The 23894-nt window shown below is 50.3% G+C and carries 26 protein-coding genes; 9 read left to right on the top strand and 17 right to left on the bottom strand.

Features of this window, described 5'->3' with window-relative positions; genetic code table 11:
* A complete protein-coding gene (locus FDX11_RS13720) occupies positions 1-1203 on the top strand; it encodes a glycoside hydrolase family 88 protein (protein ID WP_042308679.1) in 1203 nt (400 codons plus the stop codon).
* A gap of 88 nt (positions 1204-1291) precedes the next feature.
* Here the strand turns inward: FDX11_RS13720 and FDX11_RS13715 are convergent, their stop codons facing one another.
* The 7 genes from FDX11_RS13715 to FDX11_RS13685 form a co-directional block, all read right to left on the bottom strand.
* Entirely contained in the window at positions 1292-3220 is a 1929-nt protein-coding gene (locus FDX11_RS13715; RefSeq protein ID WP_137398061.1) for a bifunctional diguanylate cyclase/phosphodiesterase, read from the bottom strand.
* A gap of 17 nt (positions 3221-3237) precedes the next feature.
* Positions 3238-3732 carry a molybdopterin-dependent oxidoreductase gene (locus tag FDX11_RS13710; RefSeq protein ID WP_042308675.1) on the bottom strand — a complete coding sequence of 165 codons (495 nt, stop codon included), beginning with the start codon at positions 3730-3732 and terminating at the stop codon, positions 3238-3240.
* Positions 3733-4134: 402 nt separating this feature from the next.
* Positions 4135-4776: a transcriptional regulator gene (locus FDX11_RS13705; RefSeq protein ID WP_137398060.1), complete on the bottom strand. Its 642-nt coding sequence runs from the start codon at positions 4774-4776 to the stop codon at positions 4135-4137.
* Positions 4777-4900: 124 nt separating this feature from the next.
* Positions 4901-5869, bottom strand: coding sequence for a threo-3-hydroxy-L-aspartate ammonia-lyase (locus FDX11_RS13700; RefSeq protein WP_042308671.1), 969 nt, complete (start codon positions 5867-5869; stop codon positions 4901-4903).
* A gap of 27 nt (positions 5870-5896) precedes the next feature.
* On the bottom strand, positions 5897-6292 hold the full coding sequence (locus FDX11_RS13695) for a RidA family protein (RefSeq protein ID WP_137398059.1): 396 nt from the start codon (positions 6290-6292) through the stop codon (positions 5897-5899).
* Between the two features lie 227 nt (positions 6293-6519).
* A complete protein-coding gene (locus FDX11_RS13690; RefSeq protein WP_061381411.1) occupies positions 6520-6828 on the bottom strand; it encodes a monooxygenase in 309 nt (102 codons plus the stop codon).
* A gap of 39 nt (positions 6829-6867) precedes the next feature.
* Positions 6868-7659, bottom strand: a complete 792-nt coding sequence (locus FDX11_RS13685; RefSeq protein ID WP_137398058.1) for a PhzF family phenazine biosynthesis protein — start codon at positions 7657-7659, stop codon at positions 6868-6870.
* A 134-nt stretch (positions 7660-7793) separates the two neighbouring features.
* Here FDX11_RS13685 and FDX11_RS13680 point away from each other — a divergent pair, with 134 nt between their 5' ends.
* Complete coding sequence (locus tag FDX11_RS13680; protein WP_137365560.1) at positions 7794-8492, top strand: RluA family pseudouridine synthase; 699 nt, start codon at positions 7794-7796, stop codon at positions 8490-8492.
* A 38-nt stretch (positions 8493-8530) separates the two neighbouring features.
* Here FDX11_RS13680 and mdtK read toward each other — a convergent pair whose 3' ends face one another.
* The gene (gene mdtK / locus FDX11_RS13675; protein ID WP_137398057.1) at positions 8531-9904 is read right to left on the bottom strand and encodes a multidrug efflux MATE transporter MdtK; all 1374 of its coding nucleotides are present in this window, start codon (positions 9902-9904) and stop codon (positions 8531-8533) included.
* 217 nt (positions 9905-10121) lie between these two features.
* Here mdtK and FDX11_RS13670 point away from each other — a divergent pair, with 217 nt between their 5' ends.
* Positions 10122-10763 (top strand): riboflavin synthase, encoded by a 642-nt coding sequence (locus FDX11_RS13670; RefSeq protein ID WP_042308659.1) that lies wholly within the window; start codon positions 10122-10124, stop codon positions 10761-10763.
* 54 nt (positions 10764-10817) lie between these two features.
* Here the strand turns inward: FDX11_RS13670 and cfa are convergent, their stop codons facing one another.
* Both cfa and punC read right to left on the bottom strand, forming a co-directional pair.
* Positions 10818-11966, bottom strand: coding sequence for a cyclopropane fatty acyl phospholipid synthase (cfa, locus tag FDX11_RS13665; RefSeq protein ID WP_137398056.1), 1149 nt, complete (start codon positions 11964-11966; stop codon positions 10818-10820).
* 291 nt (positions 11967-12257) lie between these two features.
* A complete protein-coding gene (punC, locus tag FDX11_RS13660) occupies positions 12258-13463 on the bottom strand; it encodes a purine nucleoside transporter PunC (protein WP_137398093.1) in 1206 nt (401 codons plus the stop codon).
* A gap of 113 nt (positions 13464-13576) precedes the next feature.
* Here punC and punR point away from each other — a divergent pair, with 113 nt between their 5' ends.
* Positions 13577-14509 carry a DNA-binding transcriptional activator PunR gene (punR, locus tag FDX11_RS13655; RefSeq protein WP_038640367.1) on the top strand — a complete coding sequence of 311 codons (933 nt, stop codon included), beginning with the start codon at positions 13577-13579 and terminating at the stop codon, positions 14507-14509.
* Here the strand turns inward: punR and purR are convergent.
* A complete protein-coding gene (gene purR / locus FDX11_RS13650) occupies positions 14506-15531 on the bottom strand; it encodes an HTH-type transcriptional repressor PurR (protein ID WP_038640368.1) in 1026 nt (341 codons plus the stop codon). The two genes, punR and purR, sit on opposite strands and share 4 nt — an antisense overlap.
* Before the next feature lie 297 nt (positions 15532-15828).
* Between purR and cydH the strand changes: the two genes are divergently transcribed.
* On the top strand, positions 15829-15918 hold the full coding sequence (gene cydH, locus FDX11_RS13645) for a cytochrome bd-I accessory subunit CydH (protein WP_003029209.1): 90 nt from the start codon (positions 15829-15831) through the stop codon (positions 15916-15918).
* A gap of 175 nt (positions 15919-16093) precedes the next feature.
* Positions 16094-17263 (top strand): MFS transporter, encoded by a 1170-nt coding sequence (locus FDX11_RS13640; protein ID WP_137398055.1) that lies wholly within the window; start codon positions 16094-16096, stop codon positions 17261-17263.
* Positions 17264-17302: 39 nt separating this feature from the next.
* Here FDX11_RS13640 and sodB read toward each other — a convergent pair whose 3' ends face one another.
* Both sodB and FDX11_RS13630 read right to left on the bottom strand, forming a co-directional pair.
* Positions 17303-17884 (bottom strand): superoxide dismutase [Fe], encoded by a 582-nt coding sequence (sodB, locus tag FDX11_RS13635; RefSeq protein ID WP_003029205.1) that lies wholly within the window; start codon positions 17882-17884, stop codon positions 17303-17305.
* A 127-nt stretch (positions 17885-18011) separates the two neighbouring features.
* Positions 18012-18839 (bottom strand): C40 family peptidase, encoded by an 828-nt coding sequence (locus FDX11_RS13630; RefSeq protein ID WP_061381405.1) that lies wholly within the window; start codon positions 18837-18839, stop codon positions 18012-18014.
* 334 nt (positions 18840-19173) lie between these two features.
* On the opposite strand from FDX11_RS13630, the gene grxD reads away from it, so the two are divergent.
* The gene (gene grxD, locus FDX11_RS13625) at positions 19174-19521 is read left to right on the top strand and encodes a monothiol glutaredoxin 4 (RefSeq protein WP_003832760.1); all 348 of its coding nucleotides are present in this window, start codon (positions 19174-19176) and stop codon (positions 19519-19521) included.
* A 53-nt stretch (positions 19522-19574) separates the two neighbouring features.
* Here the strand turns inward: grxD and rnt are convergent, their stop codons facing one another.
* From rnt to FDX11_RS13605, 4 genes are all read right to left on the bottom strand, one after another.
* Positions 19575-20222: a ribonuclease T gene (gene rnt, locus FDX11_RS13620; protein ID WP_016152990.1), complete on the bottom strand. Its 648-nt coding sequence runs from the start codon at positions 20220-20222 to the stop codon at positions 19575-19577.
* A 94-nt stretch (positions 20223-20316) separates the two neighbouring features.
* Positions 20317-20724, bottom strand: a complete 408-nt coding sequence (gloA, locus tag FDX11_RS13615; protein ID WP_042308649.1) for a lactoylglutathione lyase — start codon at positions 20722-20724, stop codon at positions 20317-20319.
* Positions 20725-20821: 97 nt separating this feature from the next.
* Positions 20822-21919 carry an alkene reductase gene (locus FDX11_RS13610; protein ID WP_042308647.1) on the bottom strand — a complete coding sequence of 366 codons (1098 nt, stop codon included), beginning with the start codon at positions 21917-21919 and terminating at the stop codon, positions 20822-20824.
* A 54-nt stretch (positions 21920-21973) separates the two neighbouring features.
* Positions 21974-22573, bottom strand: a complete 600-nt coding sequence (locus FDX11_RS13605; protein WP_042308645.1) for a TetR/AcrR family transcriptional regulator — start codon at positions 22571-22573, stop codon at positions 21974-21976.
* A 100-nt stretch (positions 22574-22673) separates the two neighbouring features.
* On the opposite strand from FDX11_RS13605, the gene FDX11_RS13600 reads away from it, so the two are divergent.
* On the top strand, positions 22674-22913 hold the full coding sequence (locus FDX11_RS13600; protein ID WP_038640381.1) for a DUF1289 domain-containing protein: 240 nt from the start codon (positions 22674-22676) through the stop codon (positions 22911-22913).
* Between the two features lie 49 nt (positions 22914-22962).
* Entirely contained in the window at positions 22963-23859 is an 897-nt protein-coding gene (locus tag FDX11_RS13595) for an aldo/keto reductase family oxidoreductase (protein WP_042308642.1), read from the top strand.
* Positions 23860-23894: the final 35 nt, after the last annotated feature.

The following is a 23894-nucleotide window of genomic DNA, read 5'->3' as shown; positions in this document are numbered from 1 at the left end:
ATGATTACTAATAAAACGGCTAATGTCGTTACTGAACCCTTGCGCGTGTCATACGCCGCCCCGGTTGATCGTCAGGCATTGAAAAAAGAGTTAGATAAAGCAATACCGTATATTTCGTCACGAATTGATCGAACGCTGTATGCGCTTGGCGATAAATTTCCCAATGAGGCCTGTGAAGGTGGGAAATGGCAACCCGCTGAAAATAACCAATGGACAAACAGTTTCTGGACAGGGCAGCTCTGGCTATTGTGGGAGATAACCGGCGATAGTAAATACCGTCAGGCTGCTGAGCGATTCATTACTTCTTTTGCTCATCGTCTGGTAAACCGTATTGAAACAGATACTCATGACCTAGGCTTTCTGTATTCATTGTCGTGTGTAAACGCGTGGCAACTGACCGGGAACGCAGCCGCACGCGATATCGCCTTGCATGCGGCTGAAATGATGATGCAACGCTATAACCCAACGGCAGGTATTATCCAGGCATGGGGAGACCTGACGGATCCGGAGCAGCAGGGACGAATGATTATCGACTGTAATATGAATCTACCGCTGCTCTACTGGGCAAGCGAACAGACGGGGAATCTGGTCTTTGCTGACGCGGCCTTATCTCATGCCATGCAGGCAGCGAAATATATCGTACGGCCCGATGCATCGACGTATCACACCTACTATATAGATGTTGTGACCGGTGAGCCGCGGTTTGGCAATACGCACCAGGGACACAGCGATAGCTCATGCTGGGCACGCGGTCAGGCGTGGGGGATTTACGGATTCATGCTTAGCTATCTGTATACGGGAAAATCTGAGTTCGTCAGCCTGACCCGCAGCCTGAGTCATTACTTTATCAACCGCCTGCCTGAGGACTCTATTTGTCACTGGGATCTGGCTTTGAATAACACTGGCGCCGTACGCGACAGTTCGGCTGCCGCTATCGCTGCCTGTGGTCTGCTGGAGCTAGCGAAAGCATTACCGGCGACAGATGCAGGTCGGATGCAGTATGAGGAAGTGGCTTTGCGGATTGTACAATCGCTGACGAAGCGCTATCTCTCTACGGATGAACCGGAATGTGAAGGGTTACTGATGCACTCGGTTTATCATATGCCAGCTGGTAAAGGCGTTGATGAATGTTGTTCTTGGGGAGACTATTTTTATCTTGAAGCGTTAATTCGCGTGCGCCAGTGCTGGACGTCTTATTGGTAGAGGCAATTATCATTAAGCGTATGAAATATTAAAAGTCGGGCAACAGTTTTGTTGCCCGACTTTAGCTGCCAGGGATATCCGCCGTGATTTAACCGTGTCTGATTTTCCCATCAATTCCCGGTTGAGGTTTACCAAACAGATATCCTTGTGCGAAATCGCAACCCAGTGCCTGAAGTTTTTCCAGTTGCTCTTGCGTTTCAACACCTTCTGCAACAGCTTTCATATTAAGGGATTTCGCCATGCCAGTAATGAGTTTGATAATATTAAGGGCATCGTCCTGGGTAGATAGTGAATGTACAAAGGACTTATCTATTTTTATTTTATCGAAGGCCAGCCGGCTCAACCGCGAAAGAGAAGAATACCCGGTACCAAAGTCATCGATGGAGATTTTTACCCCCAGAGCTCTGAGCTTGTTAAGTGTATTCATCGGCGTATTACTCTCAGTAAAAATAGAGGATTCAGTGACCTCCAGTTCAAGGCGTTGAGCGGGGAGTCCTGTTTCTTTCAGGATAGTCTGCACTATTCCGGCAAAGGCTTTGCTGCTTAGCTGGACAGGTGAGACATTGACTGAAATTTTGGCCGGAATCGCCCAGGACGCCACTTCCGTACAGGCAATTTCAAGTACAGATTTCCCCATTTCGTTAATCATGCCTGTTTTTTCAGCAACAGGAATAAAGCTATCCGGCGACAGTAGACCCTTTAGAGGATGTATCCAACGAATGAGGGCTTCATAACTGTAAATTTCCCGGCTAAAAGAATCCACAATAGGCTGATAATAAACCACGAATTCTTTATTCACTATGGCCATCGCCATATCATGCTCAAGCGTTCTGCTTTCTTGCAGCTTTTCTAACATCCATTGCCGGAAGACTTTTATCTTGCCTGAACCTTCATTTTTGGCTTCATACAGGGCCAGATCTGCAAATTTATAAAGATAATCGGAGCGGCGCTCTGTTTCTGATATAACAATTCCAACACAGGTAGTTATGTTTATAATTGTGTTATAAATAGTGTAGGGCTGGCTGATAAAATCACATATCTTTTGGGCTCGCGAAACGGCCTGGCTCTCCGTCAGACCACTTGAGAGAAACGCAAACTCATCCCCACCTAAGCGATACAGCGTATCTGAAGTATGGCTCATCGAAATCAGACGGTCCGATATCTGGCGTAATAAAACATCACCGGCATCATGACCATAGGTATCATTAACCTCTTTGAATCGGTCCAAATCAAACAGCATCACTGTCACAGAATCGTTGTTTTTTTCTGCCATCTCGATTGTTTGATTTAAATTCCCCCAGAATAATTGGCGGTTATTCATATCAGTAAGTGAATCATGGTAGACGTCATATTCCAGTTTTGCATTCTGGATTTGCAACTTTTCTTTAGATTTCTGCAGCTCTTCAGCAAGGCTCTTAACCTGAAGATGCGCTCGCAGAATATTTCTGTTCTGGAAGAATATCAGCACACCCAGTATCGCACTCAGTATGATCAGCAGAACAGATGTCGCCGAGTAAATATAGTACAGAGTTTGAATTTTAAGGTTGGCGTTATTGATCGAGTTTACATCTTTATTTAACGCACCGGATGAAAGGCGGCCAAGTTGCGAATCCAGCGTATGCATTTTTTTCAGGTATGTCTGAAGTTCTGAACGGTCCATTTTCTCGAGGTTAACATCCAGATAGTTAAGGATGTTTTCAAGTTTGATCGCCAATTCACTGTGCGCTTGATTGCTCTCTATATAGTGCCCCAAATCACCTTCTTTTATCAAATCACTCTGGCTAAGCATAATATCGAGGCGCAGGCGCACCTCGTCGAGGTTCATCGTTTTATCGATAGTATAAAGACCAAGCAATGATTCGAATCGGTAATATTGTGATACCATTTGTGCAGCGGACCATGAATCGGTGTAGTGAGTCAGTTTCTGTAACTCTTGCTGTCTTTCATGGACTAAGAAAGAAATATACCCAGTAGATATAAAAAGAAAAAATATGATGCCAGCCAGTATTCTGTTCATGATGTTCCTCTGAACGCTTACTCAATATCCATTCTACTGACCTGCCAGGCTGATCTTGAGTAATAAATCTGATTATTCAGTTCAGGTATGCTGTCATAGGGATACACAATGAATAACGGGCCTTTATCTCGAATTCGCATGTATTTTCCGTTGATTTTTAAAGCAAGAATGACATTGTACTTCTTGAAATCATCGAGAGGGATAACGGTGGTGTAGTCATTGAGTGCAGTAACTTTTACAACCGAGCCTTTCGCCCCAACAAAATCCATGAGCTTTTGTAGTGGAATACCCGTAAAAGTCGTGCGTCCATTATACCAAGGGGAGGTGGTCTGAAAACTTACCATGCCCAGTTTCTCGAGGCTGGCGGTATCAAAAGTGGCTTTCCCGTCTTCATTTGTATTTTCTATATTACCGGACACTGTTAGAAGGACCTGGCCCGTAGGTTTGGAAAGTTCACCTGCCCAGAGCTGTGTAGAGACGACTAAGCTTAACAACATGACTAATAACCGCATTCTGGCCTCACCTGACTACTGGATGTAAAAAGATTATAATTTAGATATTATGCTATTTATATATACTGTATGGATATTATTTTACAGTACGTTTATTTATTTTTTCATTCAATGAAATCAGTGAGTTAGCGTGGTGGTGTTTTATGCTTTGATTAAGTAAGATCGATGTCGTCATTTAAAGTACCGCTAAAATTTACCCCGTCAGTTTAAAAATAAGCTATCTATTCAGTCAGCGCAAATAAATACCTACGAATGCCAAGGTTTATTTTTATGCAGTCATAAGGTGCCGTTTTTCGTTGGATGATAATTGCTGGCAGCAAAGCAGCCCTCTGCATATGGGCGTGCTTCGTTCCAGTAATCATTGACCGGCAAGTTGTGGCAGGTATGCCTGCCTGAATCAGCTTATTCGTGCATCTGTGCCGACTGTCGGGCATACAGGTAAGCGGTGGCTCGCGATACGCCTAAATGCTGCGCCACGGTATCCATTGATTTTCGTACGTTCAGTAGGCCTTCTTTACGGAGTTGTTGAATCAATAACTTACGGTCTTCAGGTTTGAGTGCGCGCGCCGTGGTCGCGCGTTTGGCGGCAAAGTCATCGATACGTTGGCGAATCACTTCATTACTACCGGGATCGATATGTTCCTTTATGGGGGAATTTTCGGTTTCAGTAAATCGCGCAAGCGCGCTCTGCATACCGCGAAACAACGTCATATCAACATTAAGGCACAGCGCCGCGACGTATTTACCGTCCTCACCCTTGATGCCAATGGAGGTACTTTTTACCGGACGACCATCAGCAAATTGATTGCTGTAGTTAGCGATGATGCTGGGAAAATCTGGCGATGCTATGCGTGCCAGACCCAGTTCTGTTGCTGGTTGGCCAGGTTTACGTCCGGAAAGATTATTATGGATGGACAAAATGGCATGTTCAGGTTTTTTGAGGTCATGAACAACCACTTCACAAAAGGGAGAAAAGGTCTCGCTTAACCCTCTGGCGATAGTATCAAGTTGGCTGAGAAGCGAGTTATTGTCGGTTTTTGGCATGCCAGTCTCCTGCAGTGATGCCTTTTGCCATGATTGCGAGCAGTTTACAGTGAGCGGGGTTCGCTTTTCCAGACTGGAATATACAGACAGGAATAAGGTATCTGCATGGCAGATACCTTGCTTATCATCCGGCCAGGAATGCACCATAGCGGCTGATGTCCACGTTTCCACCGCTGATAATAATGCCGATTCTCTTACCCTGGAGTTCAGATTTGCGTGCTCTGGCGGCGGCAAAACCCAGACAGCCAGTTGGCTCTACGACGATTTTCATTCGTTCTGCAATAAATTTCATCGCAGTGACTAATTCAGTGTCTGAGACAGTCAGAATATCGTTCACGTTTTGCTGAATAATCGCAAACGTATACTGCCCAAGGTGTTGAGTTTGCGCGCCATCGGCTATGGTTTTCGGTGTATCAATATGAACAATGCTGCCGCTGCGAAAAGACTGCTGACCGTCATTGCCTGCCTCAGGTTCTACGCCATAGATCATACAGTCAGGGGAGAGATGTCTCGCTGCCAGCGCGGAACCGGATAGCAGACCGCCGCCACCCAGACATACGAAAAGGGCGTCTAACGGTCCCACTTCCTCAATCAACTCTTTCGTTGCGGTACCCTGGCCCGCAATAACGTGCGGATGATCGTAAGGAGGGATCAGCGTTAGCCCTTGTTTCTCAGCCAGATTCTGACCAATTTTTTCTCTGTCTTCAGTATAGCGATCGTAAATCACGACATTTCCGCCATACCCTTTGGTCGCGGCAACTTTGGCAGCCGGGGCATCATGCGGCATGATAATTGTCGCCGGGATTCCTAACAATTTTGCCGACAAGGCGATGGCTTGTGCATGATTTCCCGAAGAAAAGGTCACGACGCCCGCAGTCCGTTGTTGTGGCGTGAACTGGCGTAGCGCATTCATAGCGCCGCGAAATTTGAACGCGCCCATTCTCTGGAAGTTTTCGCATTTAAAGAAGACTTCAGCGCCAAATTCTTCATTAACCGTACGCGACGTCATCACCGGCGTTTTGTTGGCATAATCTGCGATGCGCTCTGCCGCAGCGACAATATCGTTATAATCAGGCAGTGTCATATCAGTCATTTTTATTCACCTGTATAGAGTTATAAATCAGGCCTGTGGGGCCAAAGCCATCGCTTCGATTTCTACGGCAAAACCGTAATGAAGTTCGGCAACGCCAGCGACAGCACGGGCAGGGCGAAAATCACCGATCCACTCACCATAGATCCTGTTAAATGTCGGCCACTGGTTAATGTCCGTGACATAGACGCGTACTGAAACCAGGTGCTGACGCGAGACTCCAGCACCTGCCAGGCAGGCATCGACATTTTGTAAGGCCAGTCTGGTTTGTTCTTCAAAAGACGCATCGGTTTGTTTTTCGCCATCCTGGGTGACTGGCAGCTGTCCAGAAATGAACACAAAACCACCTGCCGTTGTACTGTGCGAGTAATGACCTGCCGGGGGAAAACTGCCTGGTGAAGCGTTGAGCGTAATGTCTGGGGACATAAGCGATCTCCTTGGTTTTTGATGATTCATTTTGTATGAATTAATACTGTTTGTATTATTTATACGCCTTCATGCTCCGGTCGGCTAGTGATAGTTTTCATGGCTGCTGATTTTGTGAACTAAAGCAAACGTGGCACCCGCTATATAGCGGGTGCTGGGGTATGAGTGAGGGGAAAACGGGGGGGGGGGCGGTATCGCCCCGGAACAAGGCGTTTAAGCTAAAAACGTTAGCCAATATGACCGTGGTTAATCTTACTCAACGGCTCATTGATATCGAAGATTTTGAAAAACACCTCTTCTATCCCCAGGTGCTTCAGACGGGCTGTATGCTTTTTAACATAAGCCAGCGCGGTGTCTTGATCCTGAAACAGATAGATGCCACCGGCTTCATGATTTGCTTCGTTCTCGGTCCAGATTTTCCAGATAAAGCCCGGCTCCTGATTGATGGATTCGGCCAGTTCAACAAGTTGTTGCGACATCTCGGAGCCAAACGGGCCATGAAAATTAAAGTGAATCTGCAGCAGTTTGTTAGACATACTTCCTCCCTGGATTGGGTTATGTAACGTGTAAGAGGGTTAGCGTAGCAGCACTTTACCCGTCAGGTAAGTTGTTGCCTGCCCACCAATATAAACGCGAGAACCCGCCAGTTGGCAGCGTAAATCCCCACCGCGCCCAGATACCTGACGCGCCAGCATTTGTGTTTTGTTCAGTTTCTCTGCCCAGTAAGGAATGAGCATGCTATGCGCCGAACCTGTGACAGGATCCTCCGCGACGGCTTCGCCCGGGCAGAAGAAACGGCTGACGAAATCGTATTCCCCGTCACCTGGCGCGGTGATACAAACCATTTTCCCTAGCGGGATCATGGCGTGGATATTCGGGCGTACAGCCTCGACCTGGCGCTGGTTCTCCATTACGACCATATAGTCGCGCGCCACGCGAACTTCTTTGCATTCGGTGATGCCTAAAGTTTCCAGCAATAAGGCGGGCGGTACGACAGGGTCGCTTTGCCAGGCAGGAAAATCAAGCGTCAGCCATTGACCGCTGCGTGTGACCGTCAGCGGACCAACAAATCGGGTGGCAAAATGGAGAGTTGTGTCCGGGTAATCCAGATGTTCAAAAATGACATGCGCTGCGGCAAGCGTGGCATGCCCACACAAATTGATTTCTCCCTGCGTGGTAAACCAACGTAGCTCAAAGCCATTATCATTGGCGACAAAGAAAGCGGTTTCCGACTGGTTATGCTGCTGCGCCATTTTTAATAATGTTTCATCGGGCAACCAGTCTGCGAGCGGACATACTGCGGCGGCATTACCGCCAAACGTCGTGGTGCTAAAGGCATCTACCATATAAAAATCGATTTGTTGCACAGTGTAACCCTCTCTTCGCTTGCCGGATAATGCCCACTCTACCATGCAATGAGTGCCATTAGTTAAGCGAGCCTATTCGCCAGTACAGTGAAAATTCGTTATCATCCGTGCCCACACTCCATCCTGGCCGCCTGATGTCTACCATTCTTGATACCTTTATTGCCCCGCCTTGTTATGACCAGATAGAGATTCTCTATCAGGACGAGCATTTGCTGCTTATCAATAAACCCACCGGGCTGCTCAGCTTGTCGGGGAAAAATCCGCACAATCTCGATTCGGTACATCACCGGTTGGTACAGATTTTTCCCGGTTGCACGCTGGTCCATCGGCTTGATTTCGGCACCTCCGGGCTAATGGTGGTGGCCCGTAACAAGGCTATCAACGCCGCGCTGTGCCAGCAGTTTAGTCAGCGCATGGTGACGAAGGTATACAGCGCACTGCTATGCGGGCATCTGGAAAACGATGCAGGGATTATTGACGCAGCGATTAGCAAAGATCCGGCGCTGTTTCCGCTGATGACGATTTGCGCCGTTAACGGCAAGCCTGCGCGCTCGCGCTATCAGGTTGTTGAGCGTTTTGTTCATCGCCAGGAGAACGGGGAATTACTCCCCTTAACGCGCGTACAACTGACGCCTGAAACCGGGCGTACCCATCAACTACGGATCCACTGTCAGCAGTTGGGACATCCTATTTTAGGGTGCGATTTGTATGGCGGGCGTCTGCTGCCAGGCACTGAACTCACCCCGCGACTGATGCTGCATGCCAGTGCATTGCGTTTCAGGCATCCTGTCAGCGAACAATGGGTGAATGCCGAAAACGCCAGTCCCTTCTGAAGGTGTAAAAAAGCCGCCTGACGGCGGCTATTGTGCGGTTATCGTGCCGCGCGTTGCAAAATGACGGCTGACGGCTGGCGTTGCAGATAACGCATCCGCAGCATCATTAAGACGGCCGCAGAGGTCAGACCGATAATAAAGCCCATCCAGAAACCCGCAGGTCCCATCCTGTCGACCACCAGATCGGTGAGCGCCAGAATATAGCCGCTTGGCAGACCCAGCACCCAGTAGGCTGTAAAGGTGATAAAGAAGATAGAGCGCGTGTCTTTGTAACCGCGCAGAACACCGCTGCCAATAACCTGGATAGAGTCCGATATTTGATACACCGCGGCCAGTAACATGAGCTGCGCCGCCAGAGCGACCACTTCCGGGTTATCGTTGTAGAGCAGGGCAATGTGCTCCCGGAAGGTCACGGTGAAAACCGCCGTCACAACCGCCATGCAAACACCAACGCCCAGACCGGTTCGGGCCGCCGTTTGCGCCTCCAGAGTGGAACCCTGACCCAAACGATAACCGACACGAATAGTGACGGCGGCCGCCAGCGACATCGGCAGAACGAACATTAACGAACTAAAGTTCAGCGCGATTTGGTGCCCGGCCACATCGACGATCCCCAGCGGGGAAACCAGCAGCGCAACCACAGCAAACAACGTCACTTCGAAAAATAACGCCAGCGCGATGGGTAAACCCAGCTGTACGAGACGCTTCATCACCGCAGTGTCTGGCTTCTGGAAGCCTCGCTCATTACGGATATCACGCATTGAACGCGCGTGTTTGACGTAAGACAGCATGGCGGCAAACATTACCCAGTAAACCGCTGCCGTGGCCACGCCACAGCCCACGCCGCCAAGTTCCGGCATACCTAAATGTCCATAGATGAAAACATAGTTAACCGGGATGTTCACCAGCAGGCCGATAAACCCCATCACCATTGCCGGTTTAGTCTTGGCCAGCCCTTCGCACTGGTTACGGGCTACCTGGAAAAACAAATATCCCGGCGCACCCCATAGCAATGCGCGCAGATAACCGACGGCTTTATCGGCCAGCGCCGGGTCGATGTTGTGCATAGAGCGGATAATGTATCCCGCATTCCACAGCACGACCATAATCAAAACGGAGACGCTACCAGCCAGCCAGAATCCCTGGCGTATCTGATGGGCGATACGATCGCGGCGGCCAGAACCATTGAGTTGGGCAATGACCGGCGTCAACGCCAGCAGGAGTCCGTGGCCAAACAGAATAGCTGGCAGCCAGATGGACGTACCAATGGCAACGGCCGCCATATCCGTCGCGCTGTATCCGCCCGCCATGACGGTATCGACGAATCCCATTGCGGTTTGAGCGATTTGCGCAAGAATCACCGGAATTGCCAGAGCTAATAACTGACGCGCTTCACTTACATACTTTTGCACGTGTACACCACTATATTGTTGTTATTTGAGAGACTAAAAAAGCCGCCTTATATGGCAGCAAGGAGAAAAAGCTGGGGAAATTTCAGTCTATTGTAGCGAGGAATACGTAATTCTCCAGTGAAAAAACAGGCAGCGGTGGCGCATTGCTGGCAACCTGAATTTCCACCTGTTATTGTGCTGGGCAGAGATGTCTTAATTGAGTTCAGGAGTGAGAAGTATGTTTACGGGTATTGTGCAGGGCACCGCAAAATTGGTGTCCATTGATGAAAAACCAAATTTTCGTACGCATGTCGTGGAGTTGCCTGAATATATGCTGGATGCGCTGGAGACCGGCGCATCGGTTGCCCACAATGGCTGTTGCCTGACGGTAACCGAAATCAACGGTAACCACATAAGCTTCGATCTGATGAAAGAGACGCTGCGTATCACCAACCTGGGAGACCTGAAGGTCGGGGATATGGTTAATGTTGAGCGTGCGGCAAAATTCAGCGATGAGATTGGCGGGCATTTAATGTCGGGCCATATTATGACCACCGCCGAGGTGTCTAAAATTTTGACTTCGGAAAATAACCGGCAGGTATGGTTTAAAGTTCAGGACCCATCGCTGATGAAATATATCCTGTACAAGGGATTTATCGGCATTGACGGCATCAGCCTGACGGTCGGCGAAGTCACGCCAACGCGCTTTTGCGTGCATTTGATCCCGGAAACGCTGGAGCGTACGACGCTGGGTAAGAAAAAGCTGGGTGCGCGGGTTAATATCGAAATCGATCCGCAAACGCAGGCGGTTGTTGATACCGTTGAACGTGTACTGGCTGCGCGCGAAAGCGCCATCAGTAACGTAGCGGGCGAGGTCTGAATCCGGTCAGAAACAAAACGCCCCCGTTAGCACGGGGGCGGTAGACGATAGACATTAGCGGGGGACGCGCAGGCCGTGCTCAACACCGCGGGAGAAAACCACCTGCCAAAGCTGGATATCGCGAGCACGAAACGCACCGGCGCAGGCGTTCAGGTAATAGCTGAACATCCGTTTAAAACGCTCGGTATAGTTATCGGCGATTTCAGGCCAGGAATGCATGAAGCGCTCGTGCCATGCCATCAGCGTGGTGTCGTAATCTGCGCCAAAATTATGCCAGTCTTCCATCACAAAATGCGGCTCGCTGGCGTTGGCAATCTGGCGAACTGACGGTAAACAGCCGTTCGGGAAGATGTATTTATTAATCCACGGATCAACATTATTGTCGGTTTTATTCGAACCGATGCTGTGCAGCAAAAAGAGACCGTCCGGTTTTAAATTACGATCGACAACATCGAAATAGGTTTTGTAGTTTTTCGGACCAACATGCTCAAACATGCCGACGGAGACAATGCGATCAAATTTATCGTTCAGGTCGCGGTAATCTTGCAGCAAAATGGTGACATCCAGTCCCGCGCAACGCGCTTGCGCCATTTTCTGCTGCTCTGCCGAGATGGTCACACCTACCACGCTCACACCGTATTGCGATGCCATAAAATGGGACAAGCCACCCCAGCCACAACCAATATCAAGCACCCGCATACCCGGCTTCAACTGCAATTTTTCAGCAATCATTTTTAACTTCGCCTGTTGGGCAGATTCCAGGGTATCGGCATCTTTCCAGTAGGCGCAGGAATACTGCATGTAGGGATCAAGCATGCGGGTAAACAGGTCGTTGCCCAGATCGTAATGTTCTTTGCCGACAACCCATGCGCGTTTTTTGGTCTGTAAATTGAACAGCCGTGCCGTGGCGATACGTAAGGTATCTTTGAAGTGGCGGGGGAGTTGATTTTCAAGCCCGGCGCGCAACACTTTGGTGAAAAATATGTCCAGCCGATCGCACTCCCACCAGCCGTCCATATAACTCTCACCCAAACCCAACGATCCTTCCTGCAGTACGCGTTTGAAAAAATCGGGGTTTTTGACGCGAATATCTGCCGCTGCCGAACCATTAATGGTAATACCTGCACGGCTCAATAATTCATTGGTGATGCGGTACCAGTCATCATCCGGTACGCTGACGTCTTCTATACACGATGAACTCATAGCTTCTCCATCACTGGTCGGTGATCAGAACCTTAAAACAGCGTAGACGCTTTTTTGGGCTTTGTGAGAAATCTCACGGAATTAATCCGCGAATCTTTAATCCGACGTAGAACAGAGGAAGGGAGAAACCCTTACCGAAAAGGCCATCCGTGGAAAAACGGGAACGTTCTTGTCCCCGTTAATACCTAAAAAATTATCGTTTTTGTAACAACTGGAAATCAGTATAAGCCTGATTTTTTGACGATTCAATAGAAAATTGTTAGCGGGCTAATTAATTGCCCGCGACAATTATTAGTGAGACTCACTATGGGCAATTTGCCCTTGGTCCTCTGTTTGTGAGACGTTATCGCTCTGCGATTGCATTTTGTAACCCATGCCTGCCAGCAGCACAGTAGTCAGCATCACGCTGGTGGTGGTGAGCAGCGGGGTGGCGATCAACCATGACACCACAAGGCTTGCCAGGAAGCATAAACCCAGTTGCAGCGTATTTTGCAATGCAGCTGCGCGCCCTGTGGCCTGTGGGAAAGGACGTAACGCCTGAGCGACAACGATAGGGTAGATTGCGCCGTTCGCGATCGCCATTACGCAGAATGGGATCAGGATTTCAGCCAGGGCAACATGATGAATAAAGCCGGTAGCCCAGGTGGCTACAACGCTAATGGCATAAAGTATCAGTAACCATGGCAGCAGCTGGCGGCCTTGCCATTTTTGCAGCGCCGCACGGCAGCCGTAACCACCAATTAAGAAAGCGATAGTTTGTGGAACATAGCTCAGGCCAATCACTGCCGGGCTGTAGCCCATTTCGCTAAGAATGAACGGTGACCCTGTCAGCCATGCGAAAAAGCTTGCGGAACAGGCGGCATAAATGAGTACGTTTCCACGGTATGCTTTCGAGCGCAACAGTGTGGCGAAAGTCAGTTTATCCTGGCTGTCGTCGCGTGCTTTAACCGTCGGTTTTAAACGCAGGGCCGGAAGCATCAGAATCAGTGTAATAGCAAACAAGGTCGCGAAAATGGCCTGCCAGGAGAAATGGACCAGAATCCAGCTACCTAATAACGGCGCGAGAGCCGGAGATAACCCGACCAGCGGCATAATGGTGGCAAAGATGCGGTTTACTTTTTGTGATGGGTAATAGTCTGTAACCAGCGCCTGCCAGATAACCGACGCGGCACAGACGCCAACAGCCTGAATAAAGCGCAATACCAACAACCCTGTGGCGTTTTCAACCCATAGCATACCCAGACTACCCAGCGCAAAGATAGATAAACCCAGCAGTAAAATCGGTTTACGGCCATAGTGGTCTGAGAGCGGTCCCCACAGAAGTTGCGCGACGGCGAAACCCGCTAAAAACAAACTTAGGCTGGCGCTGACGGCAGAGGCAGGTGTTTGCAGATCGGACTGAATCGTGGCAAAGGCGGGCAGATACATATCCGTCGCCAGAAAGCCAAGCACGCTAAGACCCGCCAACCAGACTAAAAAACCTTTCCCAGGTTGCATCATCATTTCTCTTTTTTTAGCAGTAGAACAATGCCGCTGAGTGTAGTGAGTGTAATTCTCGCTGTGAAACGCTAATATTTGCTTACTGATTTCAAATTTTTTGCAGGCAGAATATGTGGTCGGAATATTCACTTGAAGTGGTTGATGCGGTTGCGCGTAACGGCAGTTTTAGTTCAGCCGCGCAGGAGCTGCACCGCGTACCTTCGGCGGTAAGCTACACCGTGCGCCAACTGGAGGAGTGGCTGGCTGTACCGCTTTTTGAGCGACGTCATCGCGATGTGGAATTAACGCCTGCTGGTGCGTGGTTTTTAAAAGAAGGGCGCTCTGTTATCAAAAAAATGCAGATCACTCGTCAGCAATGTCAACAAATCGCCAACGGCTGGCGAGGACAACTGGCAATCGCAGTAGATAACATTGTCCGTCCCGAACGTACCCGACAGATGATTGTGGATTTCTATCGTCACTTTGATGATGTGGAACTGCTGGTTTTTCAGGAAGTGTTTAATGGCGTCTGGGATGCGCTTTCCGATGGGCGTGTAGAGCTGGCTATTGGCGCCACACAGGCCATTCCGGTAGGGGGGCGCTATACCTTCCGCGACATGGGCATGCTGAGCTGGAGCTGCGTGGTGGCCAGTCATCATCCGCTGGCGTCAATGTCGGGGCCGCTAAGCGATGATACGTTGCGCAACTGGCCGTCGCTGGTGCGCGAAGATACCTCACGTACATTGCCGAAGCGTATTACCTGGTTACTGGATAACCAAAAGCGCGTTGTGGTTCCTGACTGGGAATCTTCCGCGACCTGTTTATCTGCGGGATTGTGTGTGGGCATGGTACCAACACATTTTGCCAAGCCGTGGATTGATAGCGGTAAATGGGTCTCGCTGCAGTTGGAGAATCCCTTTCCTGATGCCGCGTGTTGTCTGACATGGCAACAGAACGATACCTCGCCAGCACTGAGCTGGTTGCTGGATTATTTGGGGGATAGCGAAACGCTGAATAAAGAATGGCTGCGGGAGCCAGATGAGGCCCCCGCACAACAGGCTTAACGACGATAATCGCGGAATGGACCGTCAGCAACGGAGCGGCGCTCTACCAGACGCGGATGAACCTCGATCGACTGCGACTCTTCGCGTTTATTCACGATACGGTCTAACAGCATGTTGAAGGCCGTTTCACCCAGTGAGTCCTTAGGCTGATGAATGGTCGTCAGTGCTGGCGTGAAGAAGCGGGCGTTGCGCACGTTATCATAACCGATGAGCGAGACATCCTGTGGTACGCGCAGTCCCATCTCGTCAGCAGCGCACAGCGCGCCCATCGCCATGATATCGCCACCGCAGAAGACGGCGGTCGGACGATGCGACTGTGAAAGAATTTGCTGCATGGCGCGATAACCAGATTCAGGTTCAAAATCGCCCTGTACAATCCAGTTTTCGGGAACCTTAATCAGCGCTTCTTCCATCGCTTTCATAAAGCCAGCCAGACGACCGGCCCCGGTGTTCCGCTCCATAGGGCCCGGGATCGCGCCAATTTCGCGATGGCCGCGTTCTATCAGATACCGACCCGCCATGTAACCGCCCTCGAAAGCGTTATCAATGACCGTATCGGTAAAATCAGCTTTAGCTTCGCCCCAGTCCATCACAACCATCGGAATATGGCGATACTCTTCGAGCATCGAAAGCAGAGATTCCGGATACTCAGAACACATCACCAGCAGACCATCAACGCGCTTTTGCGCCATCATCGACAGATAGGCCTGCTGTTTTTCAAGACTGTTCCATGCGTTACCCAGAATCAGGGTATAGCCTTTCTGGAAACAGTTTTTCTCAACGGCTTCGATAATTTCGGCGAAATAGGCCGCTTCACTGCTGGTCGCCAGCAAGCCGATAGACTTGGTGTGATTCACCTTCAGGCTGCGCGCTACTGCGCTTGGAGAATAGTGCAGCTCTTTGATCGCCGCCCAAACCGCATTACGCGTTTCTTCCGCGACAAAGCGCGTCTTGTTAATTACGTGTGATACGGTTGTAGTGGAAACGTTTGCTCGCTTCGCTACATCTTTAATTGTTGCCATTACATCTCACTCCAGACCATATCCTAAGCTCCTGAGAATACTCCAGGTAAACGTTTGCCTTCACACACCCTTAACGCAACGTAGGGGTTGCGGCACGCCGGGAAAACGACACGGAACGTCAGGAAGGGGTCAATGGCCGGTACGCTAATCAAGTAAGCGTGGAATTTTGTCTGATCTTAACGAAAAGGGGAAGAGTTAAAAGCAGTTATCAATATAAATCGTGAGAGATTTTTGCTTTCAAGTGTGTAAAAATGCGCAATATCACTTTTTGTGTGGGAATAAAAAGGAGAAAACTTGATGAGCACCGATCTGAAATTTTCGTTAGTGACTACCATTATTGTTCTGGGTTTGATCGTCGCGGGTGGCCTGACCGCAGCGCTGCATTGATTTCCCCGAGGGAGTTAGCTCTCCCTCATCCTCTCCGCATCTGTTTCCCCTCTATTGTTTGCGAATAAGCAAAAGTCTTTTGCAATTTTGTTAACTTTATTAATTTTGCGATCAATGTCATGCTTTTGACTCTTATTTTATGTCGCGCCACGGCTCGACGTTACGGAGTCGATATATGAAAATCAATTATCCCTTACTGGCGCTGGCGATCGGCGCGTTTGGCATTGGCACCACCGAATTTTCGCCAATGGGATTATTGCCCGTGATTGCCAAAGGGGTGGATGTCTCGATTCCCGCGGCCGGGATGCTGATCAGCGCGTATGCGGTTGGCGTTATGGTGGGGGCTCCGCTGATGACCCTGCTGCTGTCACATCGTGCGCGACGTAATGCGTTGATATTCCTGATGGCAATTTTTACGCTGGGCAACGTGCTTTCAGCTATTTCACCGGATTACACCACGCTGATGCTGTCGCGTATTTTGACCAGTCTTAACCACGGGGCATTTTTTGGTCTCGGCTCTGTGGTCGCCGCAAGCGTGGAACCTAAACATAAGCAGGCCAGCGCCGTGGCAACCATGTTCATGGGGTTAACGATTGCCAATATTGGCGGCGTTCCCGCGGCGACGTGGCTTGGTGAAACTATCGGCTGGCGGATGTCGTTTATGGCGACGGCGGGTCTGGGCGTCATCGCTATGGTCAGCCTGTTCTTCTCATTACCAAAAGGTGGGGCAGGAGCGCGCCCCGATGTCCGCAGCGAACTGGCGGTACTTATGCGCCCACAGGTGCTGTCGGCTCTGCTGACCACCGTGCTGGGCGCTGGCGCGATGTTCACGCTTTATACTTACATTTCGCCAGTGCTGCACAGCATTACCCATGCCACACCGGCGTTTGTGACCGGAATGCTGGTATTAATTGGCATCGGTTTCTCGATCGGTAACTATCTTGGCGGCAAACTGGCGGATCGTTCTGTCAACGGTACGCTTAAAGGCTTTTTGCTGTTGTTGATGGTTATTATGCTGGCTATTCCCCTCCTGGCGCGTAATGAACTGGGGGCGGCGGTCAGTATGGTAGTCTGGGGCGCGGCGACGTTTGCGGTGGTTCCGCCGTTGCAGATGCGGGTGATGCGCGTTGCCAGCGAAGCGCCAGGGTTATCATCATCAGTCAACATTGGCGCGTTTAACCTGGGGAATGCGTTAGGTGCGGCAGCCGGTGGGGCGGTGATTTCAGGTGGCCTGGGCTACAGTTTTGTGCCGGTGATGGGAGCTATTGTGGCGGGGCTTGCGTTATTGCTGGTCTTTATCTCGGCAAGAAGACAACCTGAAGAACTCTGCACGGCCTCCAGCTAACACTAAAACGCAGAAGGGGATCCCTTCTGCGTTATCATTTTATGCTGCGAAGTTCTTCGCAACAAACTCCCAGTTCACCAGCGCCCAGAAGTGTTCCAGGTAGCCAGGACGGGCATTGCGATAATCGATGTAGTAGGCGTGTTCCCATACGTCAACGGTCATCAGCGGCGTCGCGTCGGTCGTCAGCGGAGTACCGGCGTTGGAAGTGGAAACGATAGCCAGTTTGCCATCCGTTCCTTTAACCAGCCAGGTCCAGCCAGAACCGAAGTTTTTGATCGCGGCATCGGTGAATTGCGCTTTGAAATCCGCAAAACTGCCAAAGGAGGCGGCAATTGCATCGGCCAGTTTACCGGTCGGTTCGCCACCTGCGTTCGGCGCCAGGCAGTTCCAGTAGAACGTATGGTTCCATACCTGTGCAGCATTATTGAATACACCGCCTTCAGAGCTACGCACGATCTCTTCCAGTGATTTACCTTCAAACGCCGTGCCTTTGATCAGGTTGTTCAGATTGGTCACGTAGGTTTGATGGTGTTTGCCATAGTGGTATTCCAGCGTTTCGGCAGAAATGTGCGGTGCCAGAGCATCTTTGGCATACGGTAATGCAGGTAATTCAAACGACATTGCTTCTCTCCTTATTATTTATATTGAGTACACACAATAGCCTCATTGTGAGTAAGGATAGGGTAGCAAATTGAAAGGTTATGCAAAAGAAGAACTTACCCTACAGCATGTTCTGTAGGGTAAGTTTTTAGCGAATTGTTTTCGGTGTCATTACCCGACGAGCGCCCACATAGTGGCGCTGCCAGTAATCTTCGCTCAGAGAGGTGATTTGAATTTCCTGACCGCTGCGTGGTGACTGAATAAATTTACCGTTTCCAACGTAAACACCAACGTGATCGGCTGTGCCGCGACCTTGCGTGCGGAAGAAGACCAAATCACCGTTTTTCAGCTCGCCACGTTCAATCGGTGCGGCGTCGCGCAGGTGGTACATTTCATTCGCCGTACGCGGAATGCGGAATTTAACCAGATCTTTATAGGCGTAATAGACCAGACCGCTGCAATCAAAGCCGGTTCTTGGCGAAGACCCGCCCCAACGGTAAGGTTTGCCGATTTGGTTCATCAGGGTGGACATCGCGGTTTTAGTCGCTTTCTGCACTTTAACTTTATGTGCCTCAGCAAGCGTCGTCGGTGCGGCAGTTTTCACCTTCACGCAGCGTGGCTTATGACCTTTGCGCGGCGTACATTTTTCAGTCCAGGTAACGGCAGCGGTTTGTGCTGCGGCAGTTTTACTGCGACGGTTTGCAGTTTTTGTCGATTTTGCCGGAGTGGCTGTGCGTTTTTTAGAAGAGGAGGCTGTTTTACTGGTTTTGCTGGTGGTCTTTGTTGCCGATTTCTTGTTGGTCTTTGCTGTTTTTGGGCTGGTTGTTGCGCTTTTCTTTTTATCTACCGTCTTGACGGTGTGGGAACTGGTAGGTGTCGTCCTGGCCTGCTTGGAAGCATGAGCCATAGGCGTAAAAGGCAGTGTGGTAAAAAGTAAAGCACAGAGCGTGATCGAGATTCGGTTTATCCGCGCCACTGAGCAGTCCTCTGGTAAGGCAGGTCTATCATACCTGCGTGTGATTTTCAAAACTTGATGATTCTAATCTATAGAAACAATGAAAGTTAATAGCTTTTTTTGTTTAACCCTGCGTTTCGTTACCGACCGCAAAAAAAAACAGCAATTCAAGGTGTGATTGGTGAACAAATAATCAATGCCGTACACTTTGAGTGGGTAAGTAAGATTATGAATGCAACTTTTAACGGCAAACGATAAAATAATAACGCGTAATGAAAATGTTATTTTCCGTTGCCTGCCTGACCCGCTACAATGTCAGACTACTGCCGTAAAAGAAGTTTAAGGAAGCAAGATAATGAGCACCACTATCGAAAAAATCCAGCGCCAAATCGCTGAAAACCCGATTCTCCTGTACATGAAAGGTTCCCCTAAACTGCCAAGCTGCGGTTTCTCCGCTCAGGCCGTACAGGCGCTGTCCGCCTGTGGTGAACGCTTTGCTTATGTTGATATTCTGCAGAACCCGGATATTCGCGCCGAGCTGCCGAAATACGCAAACTGGCCGACCTTCCCACAACTGTGGGTTGATGGCGAGCTGGTTGGCGGCTGTGACATTCTCATTGAAATGTACCAGCGCGGTGAGTTGCAGCAGCTGATTAAAGAAACAGCGGCGAAGTACAAAACCGAAGAGCCGGACGCTGAGTAATATCAGCTGAAATAAAAAAGCGACCTGTGATGGTCGCTTTTTTTATCGGTCCGTTATGCCTCTTCCGGCACGGGGAGAGGCCAGCCGCCGAGACGTTTCCAGCGATTAACGATTTCACAAAACAGCACGGCAGTACGTTCGGTATCATACAGCGCCGAGTGCGCCTGAGTGCCATCAAATTCCATTCCTGCCGCCAGGCATGCTTTTGATAATACAGTTTGCCCCAGTGACAGACCGCTTAATGCCGCTGTATCAAAGGTAACGAACGGGTGAAACGGGTTACGCTTCAGTGAGGCGCGTTCTGCAGCGGCCATCATAAAACTGTGGTCGAATGTGGCGTTATGCGCCACCATGATTGCCCGATTGCAGCCGCTGTCTTTAATGCCTTTACGTACCATTTTAAAGATGGCATGCAGCGCGTCGTATTCACTGACCGCGCCACGTAAAGGATTGTTAGGGTCAATACCGTTAAAGGCGAGCGCTTCAGGCTGCAAATTTGCCCCTTCAAACGGCTCTACGTGGAAATGTAACGTCGTGTCCGGCATCAGCCAGCCTTGTTCATCCATTTTCAATGTGATGGCTGCGATCTCAAGCAGCGCATCGGTTTTGGCATTAAACCCTGCGGTTTCGACATCAATGACGACAGGGTAAAAACCACGAAAACGGTCACACAGACCGGAAAGTTGAGCGTTATCGGACATCTGGGTCTCTTAATACGGGAAAATTGCAGCGCGTATTATGGCAAAATGATGAGTATAAAACTACGGGCACAGACGATCTGCGCCCGAGGGGAGGTTAGTCGCCCAGGCCGCGCCCGGCGTCTTTCTCTTCAATCAGTTCAATTTTGTAGCCGTCAGGATCTTCAACAAACGCAATCACCGTAGTGCCACCTTTTACCGGGCCAGCTTCACGCGTCACGTTACCACCGTTCTGACGAATACGTTCACAGGCTTCAGCCGCGTTGTCAACGCTCAGGGCAATATGACCGTAGGCGGTGCCCAGCTCATATTTTTCAACGCCCCAGTTATAGGTCAGCTCGATCACCGCTTCACTGGTTTCAGGACCGTAGCCAACAAAGGCCAGAGAGTACTTGTATTCAGGGTTTTCGCTGGTACGCAGCAGTTTCATGCCCAGCACGTTGGTATAAAACTCGATGGAACGCTGCAGGTCACCCACGCGCAGCATGGTATGAAGTAAACGCATCTTTTTCCCCTTCGAAAATGGCTAATACATTCAAAATGTTGTTTTAGTATAGCGGCGTTGTTACGCCGCTATCAATGGCAGAACGGAGATTGTGACGTTAGAGGGTCGGGTAATCGGTGTAACCTTCCGCACCGCCGCCGTAGAAACTTTCGGCGCGCTGTGGGTTCAGTTCCGCTTTATGTTGCAGACGCGCCACCAGATCCGGGTTAGCGATATAAGCGCGACCAAAAGCAACGGCATCGATCAGACCTTTCTCGATCAGCGTTTCGGCTTTTTCAGGCGTGTAAGCGCCCGCGCCAATGATCGGACCGTGGAAACGTGCACGCACTTTCTCGCGGAACGCGTCGGAATACGGCTCACCACCGGCCCAGTCTGGCTCAGACATATGCAGATAAGCGATGCCACGCTTGCCCAATTGCTCGATCAGATACAGCGCGTCGGCTTCTTCATTCGGACCGTTGTCGACGTTCTGGAAAGAGCCAATCGGAGAGACGCGAATACCAATGCGATCGGCACCCCATTCTTTAATACCGGCATCGACAACTTCCAGTACCAGACGCGCACGATTCTCGACGCTACCGCCGTATTGATCGGTACGCTGGTTAGAGGTTGGCGACAGGAATTGGTGCAGCAGGTAGCCATGGGCGGAGTGCAGTTCTACCATGTCGAAACCCGCTTCACGCGCGTTAGCAATTGCCTGACGGAAATCATTAACAATACCCGGAATTTCTTCCGTTTCGAGTGCACGCGGCATAGAAGTATCGGCACGCGTCGCCAGACCGTTTTCATCGCGCAGTGATGTGCGGGTACCGGCGCTAATCGCGGAAGGTGCTACAGGGGCCTGGCCGTTTGGCTGCAGACTGGCGTGGGAGATGCGCCCGGTGTGCCACAGCTGGACAGCAATATGACCTTGCTCAGCATGTACGGCTGCAGTGATTTTCTTCCATGCGGCAATCTGTGCTTCGCTGTGTAGCCCCGGCGCTCCGGCATAACCTTTCGCCTGGGCGGAAATCTGCGTCGCTTCACTGATGATGAGTCCCGCGCTGGCGCGTTGACGATAATACTCGGCCATCAGCGGAGTAGGGATGTCGCCAGGCTCAATGCTGCGCAGACGCGTCAATGGCGCCATAAAAACGCGGTTTGCCGCCGTAATGGCACCCACTTTCAGTGGGGAAAACAGTTTTTCAGATGACATGTGGTACTCCTGAATAGACCGGTCGTCTAGTAATAAAAGAAATAAAAACGCCTGTTAAACGGCAGGCGTCGTAATGATGGTTTTAACGTGCGCCAGCGCATTTTCCAGCGGTGTGGCGCTACGAGAAATCTTGGCCTGCAGATTGGCGCCCAGCCACAGAGCATACAGAACCTGTGCCTGCTGTAATGGCTCACCAACGAAAGACAGGCAATGATTTGCCCGACCTTTCTCCAGTGCCTGCGCTAACAGCGCAATGATGTGCCGTGCGCCTTTATCCATCGCTGTACGCATATCTTCTGACAGATCGCACACTTCGGCAGACAGTTTAACGGTTAAACAGCCGCTAATAATGCCGTGCTGGCTAAACTGATTCAGGGTTTCCTGATAATAGGCCAGAATCCTGTCGCGGTAGTTTCCCGCCCCCGTATCAAAATGCGTAGCCAATCGCTGATGATAAGCCGCATAGTGGCGTTCCAGCATCGCGACGCCGAACGCTTCTTTTGAGCGAAAATAGTGATAAAACGAACCCTTAGGCACTTCAGCGGTTTTTAGTAGCTCACTCAAGCCCATACCGGTGAAGCCGCGCTGCATGCACAGCAGCTCGCCAGTCGCCAGAAGATGTTCGCGTGTATCGTGTTCAGTGACTTTGTTCATGAAAGAAGCATAATAGACCAGTCGGTCTAATGCAATAGCGCTTGCGAGAAATTCAGTTAACGTCTTCAATAGATATATCAATCTTACTAAAGGAGGGGATGTGGCAGAACAGCTGGAATTTTTCCCCGTCCAGAGCCCATGCCGTGGTATCTGTCAGTCTGACGAGCGCGGCTTTTGCCGTGGCTGTTTTCGTAGCCGGGATGAGCGTTTTAACTGGCAAAAAATGAGCGATGCCGAAAAGCAGGACGTGCTGCGCCTTTGTCGCCAGCGCCTGATGCGTAAATTACGTGCAAATAAACCCAACCCACCAGAAGAACCGCAACAACCTTCACTCTTTTAAAAGCGTAATTGCGTATACTCGATGCACATTCATTTATAAGGAAGCTGCTATGGTTCAGCGTATTACTATTGCGCCGCAAGGCCCGGAATTTTCTCGCTTTGTGATGGGTTACTGGCGCCTGATGGACTGGAATATGTCCACGCGTCAGTTAGTCAGCTTTATTGAAGAGCATCTTGACCTTGGCGTTACCACCGTCGATCACGCCGATATTTACGGCGGATACCAGTGTGAAGCAGCGTTTGGCGAGGCGATGAAACTGGCTCCGCATTTGCGTGAGAAAATGCAGATTGTCACCAAATGCGGGATCGCCACGACGGCGCGCACGGAAAATGCGCTCGGGCACTACATTACCGACAGCGCCCATATTATTGCCAGCGCGGAACAATCGCTAAAGCTGTTGGCGACCGATCATATTGATTTGCTGCTGATCCATCGTCCCGATCCTCTGATGGATGCAGACGATGTGGCCGACGCATTTAAAAAATTGCACCATAGCGGCAAAGTGCGTCACTTTGGCGTCTCTAACTTCACCCCCGCGCAGTTTTCGCTGTTGCAATCGCGTCTGCCGTTCACTCTGGCGACCAACCAGGTTGAAATTTCACCGGTACATCAGCCACTCCTGCTGGATGGCACATTAGATCAACTGCAACAGCTGCGTATCCGTCCGATGGCCTGGTCCTGTCTGGGGGGCGGTCGTCTGTTTAATGACGATGCCTTCCAGCCGCTGCGCAATGAACTGGCCGCGATCGCAGAAGAATTGAACGCGCAGTCCATCGAGCAGGTGGTGTACGCCTGGATCTTACGTCTGCCTTCGCAACCGCTGCCGATTATTGGTTCGGGTAAAATCGAGCGTGTTCGTGCCGCCATTGAGTCCGAAGCGCTGAGCATGTCTCGCCAACAATGGTTCCGCATCCGTAAAGCCGCGCTGGGTTACGACGTACCTTAATCGCGTTTTTGGCGCTTCACCGTTCAAATTTGTGT

It is taken from the genome of Citrobacter sp. wls714 (assembly GCF_005281025.1).
Taxonomy (GTDB): domain Bacteria; phylum Pseudomonadota; class Gammaproteobacteria; order Enterobacterales; family Enterobacteriaceae; genus Citrobacter; species Citrobacter werkmanii.
This window is presented reverse-complemented; position numbering and strand designations above follow the sequence as displayed.